The sequence below is a fragment of the Vibrio tritonius genome (assembly GCF_001547935.1).
GTDB classification, from domain to species: domain Bacteria; phylum Pseudomonadota; class Gammaproteobacteria; order Enterobacterales; family Vibrionaceae; genus Vibrio; species Vibrio tritonius.
Genome location: NZ_AP014635.1, coordinates 3,286,859 through 3,302,997 on the forward strand (window position 1 = coordinate 3,286,859; position 16,139 = coordinate 3,302,997).

Genomic DNA, 16,139 nt, shown 5'->3' on the forward strand with positions numbered 1-16,139 from the left:
GCTTTCCAAATTGTTAAAGAGCAAAAGTACATTTAAGCACTTTCTAAAGATTTTCGGCGTCACTAATTCTAACCACGTACGTGTTACTGAAGTGGTTTGGAATTCGTTTCCAAAAATATTTAGAGAGTGGTGGGCGATACCGGGTTCGAACCAGTGACCCCCTGCTTGTAAGGCAGGTGCTCTCCCAACTGAGCTAATCGCCCACATTATTTGATTTCCTGTGGTAGGAAATGGTGGGTCGTACAGGATTCGAACCTGTGACCAATTGATTAAAAGTCAACTGCTCTACCAACTGAGCTAACGACCCGTGGTATCCCGTAGGGGAGTCGAACCCCTGTTACCGCCGTGAAAGGGCGGTGTCCTAGGCCTCTAGACGAACGGGACACTAAGATACTCTTTGCTTTTTCTAAACCGTATCAATCTGTGTGAACACTCATCGCAATAATCTTTCGTATTAAGGAGGTGATCCAGCGCCAGGTTCCCCTAGCGCTACCTTGTTACGACTTCACCCCAGTCATGAACCACAAAGTGGCAAGCGTCCTCCCGAAGGTTAAACTACCTGCTTCTTTTGCAGCCCACTCCCATGGTGTGACGGGCGGTGTGTACAAGGCCCGGGAACGTATTCACCGTGGCATTCTGATCCACGATTACTAGCGATTCCGACTTCATGGAGTCGAGTTGCAGACTCCAATCCGGACTACGACGCACTTTTTGGGATTCGCTCACTTTTGCAAGTTGGCCGCCCTCTGTATGCGCCATTGTAGCACGTGTGTAGCCCTACTCGTAAGGGCCATGATGACTTGACGTCGTCCCCACCTTCCTCCGGTTTATCACCGGCAGTCTCCCTGGAGTTCCCGACATTACTCGCTGGCAAACAAGGATAAGGGTTGCGCTCGTTGCGGGACTTAACCCAACATTTCACAACACGAGCTGACGACAGCCATGCAGCACCTGTCTCAGAGTTCCCGAAGGCACCAAAGCATCTCTGCTAAGTTCTCTGGATGTCAAGAGTAGGTAAGGTTCTTCGCGTTGCATCGAATTAAACCACATGCTCCACCGCTTGTGCGGGCCCCCGTCAATTCATTTGAGTTTTAATCTTGCGACCGTACTCCCCAGGCGGTCTACTTAACGCGTTAGCTCCGAAAGCCACGGCTCAAGGCCACAACCTCCAAGTAGACATCGTTTACGGCGTGGACTACCAGGGTATCTAATCCTGTTTGCTCCCCACGCTTTCGCATCTGAGTGTCAGTATCTGTCCAGGGGGCCGCCTTCGCCACCGGTATTCCTTCAGATCTCTACGCATTTCACCGCTACACCTGAAATTCTACCCCCCTCTACAGTACTCTAGCCTGCCAGTTTCAAATGCTATTCCGAGGTTAAGCCCCGGGCTTTCACATCTGACTTAACAGACCACCTGCATGCGCTTTACGCCCAGTAATTCCGATTAACGCTCGCACCCTCCGTATTACCGCGGCTGCTGGCACGGAGTTAGCCGGTGCTTCTTCTGCAGCTAACGTCAAACGAATGCGCTATTAACACATCCGCCTTCCTCACTGCTGAAAGTACTTTACAACCCGAAGGCCTTCTTCATACACGCGGCATGGCTGCATCAGGCTTGCGCCCATTGTGCAATATTCCCCACTGCTGCCTCCCGTAGGAGTCTGGACCGTGTCTCAGTTCCAGTGTGGCTGATCATCCTCTCAGACCAGCTAGGGATCGTCGCCTTGGTGAGCCCTTACCTCACCAACTAGCTAATCCCACCTGGGCATATCCTGACGCGAGAGGCCCGAAGGTCCCCCTCTTTAAGCCGAAGCTATTATGCGGTATTAGCCATCGTTTCCAATGGTTATCCCCCACATCAGGGCAATTTCCCAGGCATTACTCACCCGTCCGCCGCTCGCCGCCCATAATCGCCCCCGAAGGTTTGTTTATGTCGCTGCCGCTCGACTTGCATGTGTTAGGCCTGCCGCCAGCGTTCAATCTGAGCCATGATCAAACTCTTCAATTAAAAGTTTTTTCGGCTCAATGAATACTGATATTTCAACCGAAGTTGAAATGAATTGACTGTGCTAAGTCCGAAGACTTAATTGGTCACTCAGTTCATTGAAACCATTGTGCTTCCTAAGAAGCTATGATTATCATCAACGAGTGCCCACACAGATTGATAGGTTTAAATTGTTAAAGAGCTTCTAGCTGAACCAAGGGTTACATCCTTCGTTGCTAGGGGTGCGTATGATACGCTTTAATTTTTATGAGTCAACAACTTTTTAAAAGTTTTTTCTCATCACCTTTTCACTATTTGTGAATCACGTTGTTAATTGCTTACTCCGTGTCGGTGAGGCGGCATTATAGGGAGCTCACCATGAATGACAAGTGTTTTTTTGAAAAATAAAACTGTTCGATTAAAAAGGCATCAAATCACGTTTTATCGAATAAAATATCAACATTTGAGGGGGGTCACAGCATTTGGTTGGAAAAAAACCAAGCATATACGTAAGATTCATGTGTCTATTTTGTTAATTATGTACACGCCTCTTACATTTATCAGATAAGTAGCATTCAATATGAACTCTAAAAAATCTCTTTTGATTACTGTTGTTTTTGCATTGGTAGGTGCGTTTCTATTTAGTCAAATAGAAATACAACCTGCTGTTAGTTTCTTGATTGGTGTGATCGTCACCTTTTTTATTTGCAATTTTTTATTCAATACCAACAACGCACCTCAAACAAACACAACACTTGGTACAACAACTCTCTATGTGGGAAACCTACCTTATAAAGCAAACGAATCGAATGTCCGTGATTTATTTGCTGAGCATGGAGAAGTCTTCGCCGTACGATTGATGAAGGATAAACGCACAGGTAAACGTCGTGGATTTGGTTTTGTAGTGATGTCATCGGTTACTGCTGAGAACGCCATAACAAAATTAAATGAAGCCGACTATATGCAAAGAACCTTGAAGGTTCGCGTTGCTAATGACCCTAAACATCCGAATGAAGATATGTCTGAATAGGTTTAAAGCCCAATAAGGACAAACGTTCATTTAGCGCACCTTCTTCCCAAGCTGGTGCGCTACTGTAGATCTTATTGAGTAATTTGCTTGGAGGGTTATTATCAGGACTTCGCTCAGGGCAAAGCAGTGACTCAACCCTTCTTGCTATTGCTTCCCCTGAATCCACCAGCGTCACGCTATTCCCAAAAACCGATTGAATTTCATTTTTAATCAATGGGAAGTGAGTACACCCCAGTACTGCTACATCAATCTTTCCAATAAGTGGCAGTAGTACTGATCGCAGCTCTTGCTGGTTAACTTCTTTTCCTCGTAGCTTTTCTTCAGCCATATCAACAAGCCTTGTGGAACCGAGTAGCTCAACTTTCTTATCTTGAGAAAAATGGCGGATCAATTCATGAGTATATTGCCTAGTCACTGTCGCAGGTGTCGCAATTAGGCCTACGGCAAGATTTGCAAGTAAAGAAGCCGGTTTTATTGCAGGAACAACCCCGACAATAGGCATTGTTAATTTAGCCCTTAATCGAGGCAAAACAATCGTACTCGCCGTATTGCAAGCAATCACGACCAAATCGATTCTTTCTTTGTGCACCAACTCCGTGACAAACCGTTCCACTCTTTCAAGTAAAATATCTTGTGTCAGCTCTCCATATGGATAAGCCGCATTATCGAAAAAATAGACAACATCTAATTGGGGTAAGCGTTCTTGAATCTGCTGGTAAACAGATAGCCCCCCGACTCCAGAGTCAAAAATCAGAATTTTGTGTCGATTGGTATTAGTCACAGTTTATAGGCTCAATCATTAAATCCGCGTTGATCATACTCTCTCTTTTCCCTATCGCAATGGTCAAGCTGATATAAAAAAACCGCCCAAAGGCGGTTTACTTAGTTAAAACTTATACTCTGCGCTAGCAAAAACATTTCGGCCATCAGCCATGTAGTAATAACTACCAGAACCTAAGCCTGTCACATATGACTCGTTAAAAGCATTGCTGACTTTTACACCCATACTAAAATGGTCTGTAAAGTGGTAACGTGTCGCCAGATCAACAGTGGTATATGAACCCATCTTATCGTTATTATTATCTCTGCGGTCACCCACATAATTAGCAACCATCGATAGGTCAAATTTAGCGATGTTGTAGCTCACCAGCCAACTAAAGTTCTGCTTACCACGACGTGCCAACTGCTCATGCGTTTCTTTATTAATTGGATCTTTCCATTCTGCCGATAATTTATGCTCTATTGACCATGTATCAAAAATAGCTGAGACTTCCAAACCTTTTATTCGAGCTTTATTCACGTTAGCAGGGATCCAAGCGCCACCAGCCCCAACTGGAGCCCATTCAATTAGGTTGTCAATGTCTGTTTTATAAACGGAAACTTCCCAATCAATCCAGTCTGAATAACCACGTAACCCTAGCTCATTGGAGATCGATTCTTCCGGTTTTAGTTCCGGATTACCCTGACCAGGCCAGTACAAGTCGTTAAATGTTGGTGCTTTAAACCCAGTACCTGAATTTGCCACAACCTGAAGGCTATCCATTAACTGATATCCCAGCCCAACATTCCAAGTAGAATGTCCGCCAAATGAACTGTCATCATCATGCCGAACACTTGCCTCAGCGGTAAATTCATTAACACTGATTAGTGAAGTAAGGAAACCTGCTTTGTTATCCTTACTGGTATCGTCGTAATCCGTAGTACTGGTACCACCACGATGCGCTTTAACTTTTGTGTAATCCAATCCAATATTCACAGCAACTTCATCAACTGGGGTCAGTGTATTCAGCCAAACAACATTGTTACGACGAGTAAACAGCGCACTTTTTCCTGAGGAGCCATTTGCATCGCCATCCCACGCTTCGTTGTGCGCAGTAGATACCGTCAATTTCGAATTATAATTGTCGACTTGAAAATTCACTCCACCGATTAGACTGTAAAAGTCGTTATTACTCTCTTGCTTTGGACCACCATACTGACTGGCATATTCATTGTCTGATTCCTGCTTATAAGCACTCCCTTCCAAACGCCACTGGTCATTGAACTGATGGTTTACGCTACCAAAAAAGCTCGTTGAATCATAACCGTGCTTATCTTCACTTGGTGCAAGTTGATACACACGGTGACCATCACTCTTTTCCTTCGCAGCAATAAACGAACCATGTGTTTGTTCATTAAGTTGGCCAGAAGAGTGCCAACCTAACAGCTTATGGTTGTTATCACCGTAGCCTATCGTCGCTTTATGCAAAGATTTTCCTTTACCTGCAGTCGTAATACTAATCACACCACCCAGAGCATCAGAACCATAGATAGCCGCTCTTGGCCCTCGGATCACTTCGATTTTTTCAATTGCAAAAGCAGGGATTAACCCAATAGATGCACCACCAGAAGTAGCAGAATTAATTTTAACACCATCAACCAGTACTAAAGTATGCTGCGTTGAGGTGCCACGTATGTATATAGACGTATCCTGAGCTTTACCTCCCAAAGAGTTGATCTCGACACCGGGTAAGGTTCGAAGCACTTCAAGGGCACTATCAGCTTGCATGCTTTCTATGTCTTGGCGGGTTATAATGCTTACAGATGCTAAAACAGCAGACTGGGGCTGTTCAAAACGGTTCGCAGTAACGACTACCGTCTCATTTATTGAAGAAGATTGACTATTTGCCGCATGTACATGCGCCGCAGTTGACACCACTGCCACTGCAATAAGAGATTTTTTCATGACTTTACTTGGTCCTAAATCGCGTAAAAAAGCTGAGCAGGATCTATGTGTCCTTTTATGTGCTCAGTTGTTGGCAGGTATTCGGACTTAAGAGCTGTTATCCTACTTACTCGACTTCCCACAAAAAGCAGTGTCATCAAATGAGCTTTCGTTCTCTATTACCGCTGCGCGTCAGTTCTGGAGTTACACCAGATTCCCTTTTAAGTGCAAACGAGATTTTCTCGTTTGCACACCAACTCAATTGGATAGTAAGAACCAAATTAAAGATTGTCTAATAAAGTCTATTAGACTTTACTTTTTTATTGATAAAACGAATTAGATTAGGACAAAACTGGACATAAGCTTTGTATTGAATAAAATCTGCGCTCTGAAATCACGCACACCATAAAAAGGTAATGTAATGGCGACTCTTGATGTCAACCCTAACCGCTACTCTGAACAGTTAGCCGAAAAAGTATCACGTCTAAATGAGATGTTTACTCCGTATAACGTACCCGAGTTAGAAGTATTCGAGTCTCCAAATCAGTTTTATCGTATGCGCGCAGAGTTTCGTGTATGGCACGAAGGCGACGATCTTTACTACATCATGTTCAACCAAGAAACTCGTGAAAAATATCGAGTTGACCAATTCCCAGCAGCAAGCGAATTGATCAACGAGCTTATGCCATGCCTTGTCGAAGAACTAAAGAAAGAAGATGTCTTACGTCGCAAGCTTTTCCAAGTCGACTTTCTCTCAACTCTGAGCGGCGAAATCCTTATTTCGCTACTGTATCACCGTCAATTAGAACAAGACTGGATTGATCAGGCTAAAGCGTTAAAAGAAACGCTGACGAAAGAAGGTTATAACATCAACCTGATTGGTCGTGCCCGAAAAATGAAGATCGTGCTAGACCGCGATTACGTCGTAGAAAAACTGCATGTAAATGGTCAGCCATATATCTATCAACAGGTAGAAAACAGCTTTACGCAACCCAATGGTCAGGTTGCTCAGAAAATGCTGGAATGGGCTGTAGATTGCACTCAAGGCAGCAAAGGCGACCTTCTTGAATTGTACTGTGGTAACGGCAACTTCTCTTTAGCGCTAGCACAGAACTTTGAGCGAGTATTGGCAACTGAACTGGCTAAACCATCGGTTGACTCAGCACAATACAACATCGCCGCAAACAAAATCGACAACGTACAAATCATTCGTATGTCTGCAGAAGAATTTACTCAAGCAATGGAAGGCAAGCGAGAATTCCGTCGCCTAAAAGACAACGGTATCGATCTAAAAAGCTACAACTGCAACACTATTTTTGTCGATCCACCTCGTGCGGGCATGGATGAAGATACTTGCAAAATGGTCCAAGGTTACGAACGTATCATGTACATTTCATGCAACCCTGAAACGTTAAAAGAAAACTTAGATATTTTGTGTGAAACACATAAAATCACACGTTTTGCGCTATTTGATCAGTTCCCATACACCCACCATATGGAAGCTGGTGTGTTCTTAGAACGAAAATAGTTTGCATAAAAAAACGAGCCAACGGCTCGTTTTTTTATTTTTTATCCTTGGGTGAAAGAAAACCAAGTTTCTTGCCTACCCACAGCACTAACACCAATAAAATAATTAGCGAAAAGAAATTTGACCCGGATTCAGGGTACTGAGCTTTAATGAAAGCCGAATGCCCAAACGCGCCAACAAAAAAACACGCCAAACCAACTAAAGGTACATCCTCAGCAATAGGATGACGTAAGTATTCCTGATACAGCGCCTGCAGAGTTAACACTAAAGCAATTAGAGGGAAAATTGAAAATGAGACTTCATTCATCGTAAGCCACGAAAGAATGGCATCTGCACACATCCCTGCAATGAGCGCAAGAACTAACGTTTTTCTCTCCGAACCTGGATTGGACTTGTCATTTTGCGTCGACATTTTTTTCATCCTTTACTAGATTGTGTTCACGTTCTTTCCGATACCAATGTGCACCTTTGGCAATCATTCGTAACTGCCGTATCAAACGAATTGCCAGTTCTTCTCGTTCTTGACGATTAAGATCTAACGCCTCTGCACCGGAAGAAAATACCAAAGTAACCGAAGCTTGTGCTTGAGTTTCTGCTTCACTGCGATGCATCCCCATCACAACAAGGTACTCCGCTAATTCAGCGGAGAAGTGCTGAATTTCTCTGGCAACAGCGGCGCGGAATTCAGCAGAAGTGCCGGAACGTTCACGAAGCAACAAGCGAAATACGTTTGGACTATTAGAGATAAACTCCATGAAAGTTTCAACCGATGTGCGAATCACACTGCCTTCTTTCACAATCCGTTGGCGAGCTTGGCGCATAAGTTGACGCAGCAGTAAACCACCTTCATCAACCATAGTTAAACCCAATTCGTCCATATCTTTAAAGTGACGATAAAATGAAGTCGGTGCAATTCCGGCTTCTCGAGCAACCTCTCGAAGACTTAAATTCGAGAAACTTCTCTCGGCGCTCAATTGACTAAATGCCGCGTCAATAAGCGAACGACGAGTCTTTTCTTTTTGCTGGGCGCGGATTCCTGTGGATTTCATAGGGAATCATTTCTCGATTAAGGAAACTATGGACCATACTATAACCTGATTATGCACATTGTCTAAGTAACAAAATAAGTTGCCTAATTCGAAAAGGGCCTTATCTGCCAACTAAGACAACTGGCTGTTATTTACCATCAAAACATGATGTTAAACGAACAACTAAGATAATGCTTTTCCAGAATCATTATCCATCGTAGCAGGTGATGTAACAGATTAAATAACCGAGAACGCGTGATCCTCGCCACTGTGCTACGTCTGTTACGTTTTCATACTTTTCAAGTGAGTTAATATAAAGAAACAATAATGTAAACAGCAAGAAAGGATTTCCAATGACACCCAACAACCATTTTGACGTAATTGTCATCGGCAGTGGCCCTGGAGGCGAAGGTGCCGCTATGGGTCTAGCTAAAGCAGGAAAGAACGTTGCCATAATTGAAAAAGAAAATAGCGTTGGTGGCGGGTGCACACACTGGGGAACAATACCTTCCAAAGCGCTACGTCATGCTGTTAGCCGCTTTATTGAATTCAATAATAATCCCCTATTTTGTAAAAATCGTTCCAGTCTGCACGCTTCCTTTTCCGATATTCTCGGCCATGCAAAAAGTGTTATCGATAAACAGACTCGCCTAAGACAAGGTTTTTATGATCGTAACGACTGTAGTCTAATATTTGGCTCTGCGAAGTTTGTTGATGCAAACACCATTGCAGTTCAAGACATCGAAGGCGGTATTGAACACTATTCTGCAGACAAATTTGTCATCGCAACAGGCTCACGCCCATACCGGCCTAAAGATGTTGATTTCAATCACCCTCGAGTTTACGACAGTGATTCCATTCTTAGCCTTAACCACGACCCACGCCATATCATCATCTATGGCGCAGGCGTTATTGGATGCGAATATGCCTCTATTTTTCGCGGTTTAGGGGTTAAAACAGACCTAATCAACACTAGAGATAGACTACTTTCTTTCTTGGATAACGAAATATCAGATGCACTTTCTTACCACTTCTGGAATAGCGGCATCATTATCCGTAATGATGAAACCTATGAATCAGTGGAAGCCAAAGATGACGGTGTGATCTTGAACTTAAAATCCGGCAAGAAAATGAAAGCAGACTGCCTTTTGTTCGCTAATGGTCGCACTGGTAACACAGATCAGTTAAATCTATCGGCGGTTGGAATTGAAGCCGACGCTAGAGGTCAATTGCACGTAAATCAGAACTATCAAACTGGGGCAGAACACATTTATGCCGTCGGCGATGTGATTGGTTATCCGAGTCTGGCAAGTGCAGCTTATGATCAAGGGCGATTCGTTGCTCAGGCTATTGCCTTTGGCCAAGCATCAAGCCAACTCATTGAAGATATACCCACTGGTATTTACACTATTCCTGAAATTAGTTCCGTTGGCAAAACTGAACAAGAATTAACAGCCGCAAAGATCCCTTATGAAGTAGGTCGTTCATCATTTAAACATCTCGCTCGAGCTCAGATTGCAGGTAAAGATGTCGGTAGCCTAAAAATCCTATTTCATAGAGATACTAAACAGATTTTGGGCATCCACTGTTTTGGTGAGCGTGCGGCAGAAATCATCCATATCGGCCAAGCAATCATGGAACAAAAAGGCAAAGCCAATACCATCGAATATTTCGTTAACACAACGTTCAACTATCCAACGATGGCAGAAGCTTATCGTGTTGCAGCTCTCAATGGTCTAAACCGCTTGTTTTAACCATATTTCTAATTACAGCCCTCGCCTAACTAAGTAGTGAAACGGGGGCTTATTTTTCTTATATCAAAAAACGTTGCCGACGCCATTGAAGCGTCATTACCACTCCAAGAGTTAAACCTCGCAAAGCCATAAAGCTTAGCATGGCAAACCACAGACCATGATTACCCCATGACAATGTTGCACCAAAAGCAATAAAGAAAGCCAAAGCCGCAACAAACATACTATTACGCATCTCCTTTCCCTTCGTCGCACCAATAAACACACCATCCAAAAGGAAACACCACATACTGATTAAAGGCATCGCTACCAACCAAGGAAGGAAGATCATTGCTCGTTGATGCACAACAGGTATATCCGTAATCAACCCAACTAAATGATCTCCCATAAAGCCAAATAAACAGGTTAAACAAAGGCAAATCACTAAACTCCAAAATGCAGTGCCAATCATTGCCTCTTTCAATTTCTCAGCGCTTTTCGCACCAATGGCTTTCCCCACCATTGCCTCCATAGCATAGGCAAACCCATCCATACCGTAGGAGATGAACATCAGGAAACTCATTAACACGGCATTGGCGGCAACAGTTTGGTCACCCATCGCCGCTCCCCTAAATGTCATGAAACTAAAAACCAACTGCAAACAAAGAGTACGAAGAAAAATGTCTCGGTTTAACTTGATAAAACGCCCTAGCCCATGACTGACCTGCTGCCACAAAGCGCTAGGCATTGGCAGGTGTTTTTTTCGCCAATAGCGAATCACACAACACAGAGCAAACACAGTCCCTACGTAATCAGAGATCACAGAAGCAAGAGCAGCCCCTTCTACTTTCCAATCCCAAGCCACCACAAACAAAAAATCTAAGCAAATATTGACGACGTTAGTGATAATGACCATCCACATAGGCGCTTTCGCATTTTGGGTTCCCAATAACCAGCCGAGTAATACATAGTTAGCTAACGCGGCTGGTGCGCTCCATGCACGAACAGTGAAATACTCGAAACCATAATGTTTGACTTCATCACTGGCTTGGCTCCAATCAAAAATGACTTGAGCAACCAAACGATGAATAAGCAAAAAACCTACAGCTAGCACCAGAGACATCAACAAACCTTGCACCAGAACACGAACCAATTGGTGGGCATCATCTCCCCCCACAGCTTGAGCGGTGAGTCCCGTAGTCGACATACGCAGAAAGCCTAACAACCATAAGGTAACACTGATCATGGTGCTACCCAGAGCTACTCCGCCCAAATACCAGGCATGCTCTAAATGACCAATAACGGCAGCATCGATTAATCCCAATAAAGGAACAGTAATATTGGATAACACCATAGGGATCGCAAGCCAGAAAACTTGCTTATGCATGGTTCGGTTCGCTAATGTTTGAAGAATAAATTGCACACTTTGCCCTCTTATTTGTTAAGCAAAGTGTATCGAAGTAATAAGAATTACACTATGAATGTCGTTACCAACGCAAAGTGGTAACGATAGGCGTTAATCGGTACTTATAATGAGACAACTTACTAAGCCATCGTTGCCACAGCTTCCATCGAGGGCAATAACGATCAAATGGAGAAAGAACTGCGACGCTCGTCAACCAAGGCAAACAGTTAAGCATGGCATCTTTGGCACTCGCAAAACCATGCTGATACTCGCCAGAGCCCATCCTTTGGCCAAGATAAGAGGCACTCTTATCCCCTGCCAACACAACACAAGCAACGGCACTCGAAAAATGCAGACCTAACGCATGAACAAAATCGGCTACCTGTGACGCATTACAGTCGAGTAAAGCATGCTCACATACGATCATTACTGGGGCATATTCTGGAACAGGAAGAGAATCAAACCAATTTAGCTGAGTCACACTACCACAGACATTATGATATCGCTCACTAGCGTGGAAAAGTTTCTGACGCCACAACAATGTTTCACTAACATCTAACTCAATCCAATGACAACGGCCATTATCAATACGATAAAAACGAGTATCTAAACCAGCACCGACATTGACTATCCAGCCATCTGGATGAGCCTCTAGGAAACAACGAACTTGTTGGTCACAGAGTTGTGTAAGCGTAGCATGAAGTAATTGCTTTTGATTAATATCGCCAGCTAAGCATTCAGGAGCAAGCTGACAACGCAAACATGCTGTCGCAGCAATGGGATCATAAATCAGTCCATTATCCGCCAAGCTCTCTCTACTGCGTAACCACAAAGGTTGGACGAGATTAGTTGGGATCTGATAACGTTTGAGGGATGAATTGAAATCAGTAGACATTATCATCTTCCTTATGAAATCACAGAAAGATGATAATGAATATCAATTAGATTGGCAAGTTAATGAGAATAGATCTCAGATAAAAATCACATCCAATCCGTATTACGGATAATACCGACAGCAATACCTTCGATGGTAAGTTGCTGACAGGTAAGATCGACTTCGATAGGTGAAAAATCGTCATTTTCTGCATGCAGTAATACAGTGGAACCATTACGTTCTAGCCGCTTAACTGTCACGTCATCCTCAACACGAGCAACGACCACCTGACCATTACGCACATCTTGTGTTTTGTGTACTGCCAACAGATCACCATCCATGATCCCAATATTTTTCATACTTTCACCATGAACGCGCAATAAAAAGTCGGCGTTTGGTCTAAACATATTAGGATCAACTTGGTAATGGGCTTCTACATGTTCCTGGGCCAGAATAGGTTCACCAGCAGCCACTTGGCCAATCAAAGGTAAACCAGAACTATCTGACGAATCATTGGCAGAAGACTCTAGAAGAATTCGGATGCCGCGAGACGCTCCGGGAACAATTTCAATGGCTTGCTTTCTTGCCAAAGCTTTTAAATGTTCTTCAGCAGCATTCGCTGAACGGAACCCCAGCTCACGAGCGATTTCCGCACGTGTTGGTGGCATTCCTGTTTCATCGATTTTGCTTTTGATCAGGTCAAAAACTTCTTGTTGGCGTGGCGTTAACGGCTTCATAATTCACCTGTCTGTTTATACAGTTGCCTGTGAGTATATCCAGTATTTGGCGAAATGAAAAGCCAATTGGTTACTTTTTAATTGATCGGCTTAAAAGAACACAATATCAATCCAAATGTATCCGGCGATCAGCATGGCAATAAACACCGCTGCCGATCCCATATCTTTTGCTCGACCAGCAAGCTCACTGTATTCACTACTGATTCGATCGACAACTGCTTCGATAGCACTATTCAGTAGCTCAACTAACATCACGAGCAAAATTGAACAAATCAATAGAATGCGTTCAATGTGCGTCACATCTAACCAACAAGCTAATGGAATCAAAATACACGCAAGAATCACTTCTTCACGAAATGCAGCCTCATTTTTAAATGCAGCCATCACACCTTGATAAGAATATTTTCCTGCCTTGATTATTCGCTTTAATCCTTGGGGATTTTTTTTGTACACAGATGACTCCATAAAACGCAAAACAATAACAACATTTCACTACATGTTGACTTAGATATTCGCCAATTAAGTTAACAGGTTTGACCAGTTCTGCTATTCTTGCACCACAAAAACCGTCAAATTCGCGCATATTATGATGTACCCTGCTACATAAGCAAGGCTCTGATATGCATAAAGAATAATAGCAATTTCTTGAGGCTCAGAACTTTATGTCTTCTGGACACACCTTAACTCGTTCACTATTAGCATTTCCGTTAAAAGCACTGGTGAAAGGCTCCGTTATACCATCGAAACCTATCGATGACTTGGGTATCAATACTATCAAACCCATCGTCTATGCCCTACCATTTCGTTCTAACGTTGATCTGCTAACCTTGCAACGATATGCGTTGTCGCTCGGTTTACCTGACCCACTAGAACCTCTTGAAATCAATGGCCATACTTTCAGACGTTATGTCTATATTTCCTCTCGACCAGGTGTATTCAAAAAACATAGTCATATTCCAAGTAATTCGATCCAACAGTTCTCTGCGCTGCTAAAAGAGCATCAAAACGACAGTGAGTTGGATGTGCAAGTCTTACCAATCACGGTACTGTGGGGACGAAAACCTGGCAAAGAAGGACAACACAAGCCGTATCTGCAAGCATATAACGTTTTGCAAAAAGGCTATGTTGTGATGAGTTCAGGTCGTGACTGCCTAGTCAGATTTAGTCCTGTCGTATCGATGCGTTCCATGGCCGACACCCATGGTACTGACACAGCTATCGCCCATAAATTGGCCCGCGTTGCCAGAATCCATTTCTCACGGCAAAAACTGGCGGCCTCTGGTCCTAACTTGCCAGAGAGATACCGCTTGTTTGAACGCTTGATGAACTCACCTGCGATCGTCAAAGCGATTGAAGATGAAGCAAAAAGTAAAAATATCTCCTTAGATAAAGCCCGTGCAGAAGCATTAAAGATTCTTGATGAAATAGCGGCTAACTTCTCCTACTCATTAGTAAAAAAAGGCGACAAATTATTAGGTTGGCTTTGGAACCGTATTTACCAAGGTCTAAACATTAATAATGCAGCCTCCGTGAGACGACTTGCTCAAGATGGGCATGAAATTGTTTATGTCCCTTGCCATCGTAGTCATATGGACTATTTGCTGCTTTCCTATGTTCTTTTCCATGAAGGCATGGTTCCACCACATATTGCAGCGGGGATTAACCTTAACTTTTTCCCTGCAGGCCCTCTATTTCGCCGTGGCGGTGCGTTCTTTATTCGTCGCAGCTTTAAAGGCAATAAACTCTACTCTTCAATTTTCCGTGAGTACTTGGCCGAGCTTTTTGCTAAAGGCTATTCGGTAGAATACTTCAGTGAGGGAGGACGCTCTCGCACAGGTCGTCTACTTCCAGCGAAAACAGGTATGTTGGCTATGACGATTCAAGCGATGTTGCGTGGCTTGAATCGCCCAGTCACCCTAGTCCCAGTGTATATCGGGTATGAGCATGTGATGGAAGTCGGTAGCTATGCCAAAGAGCTGAAAGGCAGTCATAAAGAGAAAGAAAACGCAGGCTTGGTTATTCGTACCATTCGTAAATTACGTAATTTTGGCCAAGGCTATGTGAATTTTGGCGAACCTATTACGCTTAATCATTTCTTAAACGAAAAGTGTCCTGATTGGGCGCAAGAGATTGACCCACTGGGTACCAGTAAACCACAGTGGATGACACCTGTAGTTAACGAACTCGCAGACAAAATGATGACTCACATCAACAGTGCTGCTGCCGCGAATGCAATGACACTCTGTGCCGCCGCCTTACTAGCCTCTCGCCAACGCGCATTGTCACGGGATAATTTAATCAAGCAGATCGAATGTTATCTTGAGTTATTACGTCAGGTGCCCTACTCATCAACATGCACTATTGCCCAAGGCAGTGCTGCTGAGTTAGTTGAGCATGCCTTGTCGCTTAATAAATTTGTCGTCGAAACAGACAACATCGGAGATATCATCTCATTAGATCGTAAACAATCGATTCTAATGACTTACTACCGTAACAACATTATTCATTTACTGGCATTGCCTTCGCTTATTGCCCAAGTTGTCATTCGTTATCAATCTATACCAAAACAATCCGTTATTGATACCGTGCAACGAATCTACCCGTTTTTAAAACAAGAACTGTTTATTGCCCACGACAGTACCGCGATTCCAGGTTTGGTTGAAAATTATCTTCTTGAACTTGAGCGACAAAACCTAATCACGATTGAGGCAGAAAGCGTCAATCTCAATCAAAGTCATACTCAAGTCTTGATGCTACTTGGCCGTACTATTTCAGAAACACTGCAGCGCTATGCGATTACGTTGAACTTACTTGCAAGTTATCCAGAGTTGAGTAAAACCAATTTGGAAAGCCATAGCCAAGAAGTTGCTCAGCGATTAGGACGATTGCATGGTATTAACGCCCCTGAGTTCTTTGATAAGGGTGTGTTCTCTGCTTTATTTGTAACGCTAAAACAACAAGGTTATATCGATTCTGATGGTAACTGTCAGTTAGAGCACAGCAAAAAATTTGCTGATGAACTCAATCAACTGCTTTCCCCCGAAGTGCAATTAACGATTCAAGAAAGCATTTACCAAGTAGAGCTTAACTGATTAATTAAAAGAAAAAAAAGGCATCTC

At 43.4% G+C, this 16,139-nt stretch carries 12 protein-coding genes, 3 tRNA genes, 1 rRNA gene and 1 riboswitch; of the genes, 4 read left to right on the forward strand and 12 right to left on the reverse strand.

The features are described from left to right. Nucleotides 1-127: 127 nt before the first annotated feature. The 4 genes from JCM16456_RS14625 to JCM16456_RS14640 form a co-directional block, all read right to left on the reverse strand. A tRNA-Val gene (locus tag JCM16456_RS14625) sits at nt 128-203 on the reverse strand. 28 nt (nt 204-231) lie between these two features. Further along, nucleotides 232-307: transfer RNA gene (locus JCM16456_RS14630), tRNA-Lys, on the reverse strand. Between the two features lies 1 nt (nt 308). Further along, nucleotides 309-384: transfer RNA gene (locus JCM16456_RS14635), tRNA-Glu, on the reverse strand. Between the two features lie 71 nt (nt 385-455). Beyond that, nucleotides 456-2,008: ribosomal RNA gene (locus tag JCM16456_RS14640) — 16S ribosomal RNA — on the reverse strand. 556 nt (nt 2,009-2,564) lie between these two features. On the opposite strand from JCM16456_RS14640, the gene JCM16456_RS14645 reads away from it, so the two are divergent. Continuing rightward, the gene (locus JCM16456_RS14645; protein WP_068715593.1) at nt 2,565-3,014 is read left to right on the forward strand and encodes an RNA recognition motif domain-containing protein; all 450 of its coding nucleotides are present in this window, start codon (nt 2,565-2,567) and stop codon (nt 3,012-3,014) included. Here the strand turns inward: JCM16456_RS14645 and murI are convergent. Together murI and JCM16456_RS14655 are read right to left on the reverse strand one after the other, a co-directional pair. Further along, nucleotides 2,983-3,795 carry a glutamate racemase gene (gene murI, locus JCM16456_RS14650; protein WP_068715595.1) on the reverse strand — a complete coding sequence of 271 codons (813 nt, stop codon included), beginning with the start codon at nt 3,793-3,795 and terminating at the stop codon, nt 2,983-2,985. The genes JCM16456_RS14645 and murI overlap by 32 nt on opposite strands. Nucleotides 3,796-3,900: 105 nt before the next feature. Then, nucleotides 3,901-5,739, reverse strand: coding sequence for a TonB-dependent receptor domain-containing protein (locus JCM16456_RS14655; protein WP_068715597.1), 1,839 nt, complete (start codon nt 5,737-5,739; stop codon nt 3,901-3,903). A 55-nt stretch (nt 5,740-5,794) separates the two neighbouring features. Next, nucleotides 5,795-5,991: riboswitch (cobalamin riboswitch) on the reverse strand. A 148-nt stretch (nt 5,992-6,139) separates the two neighbouring features. Here JCM16456_RS14655 and trmA point away from each other — a divergent pair. Next, nucleotides 6,140-7,246 carry a tRNA (uridine(54)-C5)-methyltransferase TrmA gene (gene trmA, locus JCM16456_RS14660; protein ID WP_068715598.1) on the forward strand — a complete coding sequence of 369 codons (1,107 nt, stop codon included), beginning with the start codon at nt 6,140-6,142 and terminating at the stop codon, nt 7,244-7,246. A gap of 34 nt (nt 7,247-7,280) precedes the next feature. Here trmA and JCM16456_RS14665 read toward each other — a convergent pair whose 3' ends face one another. Both JCM16456_RS14665 and fabR read right to left on the reverse strand, forming a co-directional pair. After that, nucleotides 7,281-7,658 carry a YijD family membrane protein gene (locus JCM16456_RS14665; RefSeq protein WP_068715600.1) on the reverse strand — a complete coding sequence of 126 codons (378 nt, stop codon included), beginning with the start codon at nt 7,656-7,658 and terminating at the stop codon, nt 7,281-7,283. After that, complete coding sequence (gene fabR / locus JCM16456_RS14670; RefSeq protein WP_068715602.1) at nt 7,642-8,295, reverse strand: HTH-type transcriptional repressor FabR; 654 nt, start codon at nt 8,293-8,295, stop codon at nt 7,642-7,644. The genes JCM16456_RS14665 and fabR overlap by 17 nt, the downstream gene beginning before the upstream one ends. 332 nt (nt 8,296-8,627) lie before the next feature. Between fabR and sthA the strand changes: the two genes are divergently transcribed. Next, nucleotides 8,628-10,028, forward strand: a complete 1,401-nt coding sequence (sthA, locus tag JCM16456_RS14675) for a Si-specific NAD(P)(+) transhydrogenase (protein WP_068715604.1) — start codon at nt 8,628-8,630, stop codon at nt 10,026-10,028. A 58-nt stretch (nt 10,029-10,086) separates the two neighbouring features. Here sthA and dinF read toward each other — a convergent pair whose 3' ends face one another. From dinF to JCM16456_RS14695, 4 genes are all read right to left on the reverse strand, one after another. Beyond that, nucleotides 10,087-11,391 (reverse strand): MATE family efflux transporter DinF, encoded by a 1,305-nt coding sequence (gene dinF / locus JCM16456_RS14680; RefSeq protein ID WP_068716096.1) that lies wholly within the window; start codon nt 11,389-11,391, stop codon nt 10,087-10,089. Nucleotides 11,392-11,491: 100 nt separating this feature from the next. Beyond that, nucleotides 11,492-12,310: a class I SAM-dependent methyltransferase gene (locus JCM16456_RS14685; protein WP_179946783.1), complete on the reverse strand. Its 819-nt coding sequence runs from the start codon at nt 12,308-12,310 to the stop codon at nt 11,492-11,494. An 80-nt stretch (nt 12,311-12,390) separates the two neighbouring features. After that, nucleotides 12,391-13,020 carry a transcriptional repressor LexA gene (gene lexA / locus JCM16456_RS14690; protein WP_068715607.1) on the reverse strand — a complete coding sequence of 210 codons (630 nt, stop codon included), beginning with the start codon at nt 13,018-13,020 and terminating at the stop codon, nt 12,391-12,393. Nucleotides 13,021-13,110: 90 nt separating this feature from the next. Then, on the reverse strand, nt 13,111-13,473 hold the full coding sequence (locus tag JCM16456_RS14695; protein WP_068715609.1) for a diacylglycerol kinase: 363 nt from the start codon (nt 13,471-13,473) through the stop codon (nt 13,111-13,113). A 209-nt stretch (nt 13,474-13,682) separates the two neighbouring features. Here JCM16456_RS14695 and plsB point away from each other — a divergent pair, with 209 nt between their 5' ends. Further along, nucleotides 13,683-16,112, forward strand: coding sequence for a glycerol-3-phosphate 1-O-acyltransferase PlsB (gene plsB / locus JCM16456_RS14700; protein WP_068715611.1), 2,430 nt, complete (start codon nt 13,683-13,685; stop codon nt 16,110-16,112). Nucleotides 16,113-16,139 lie beyond the last annotated feature (27 nt).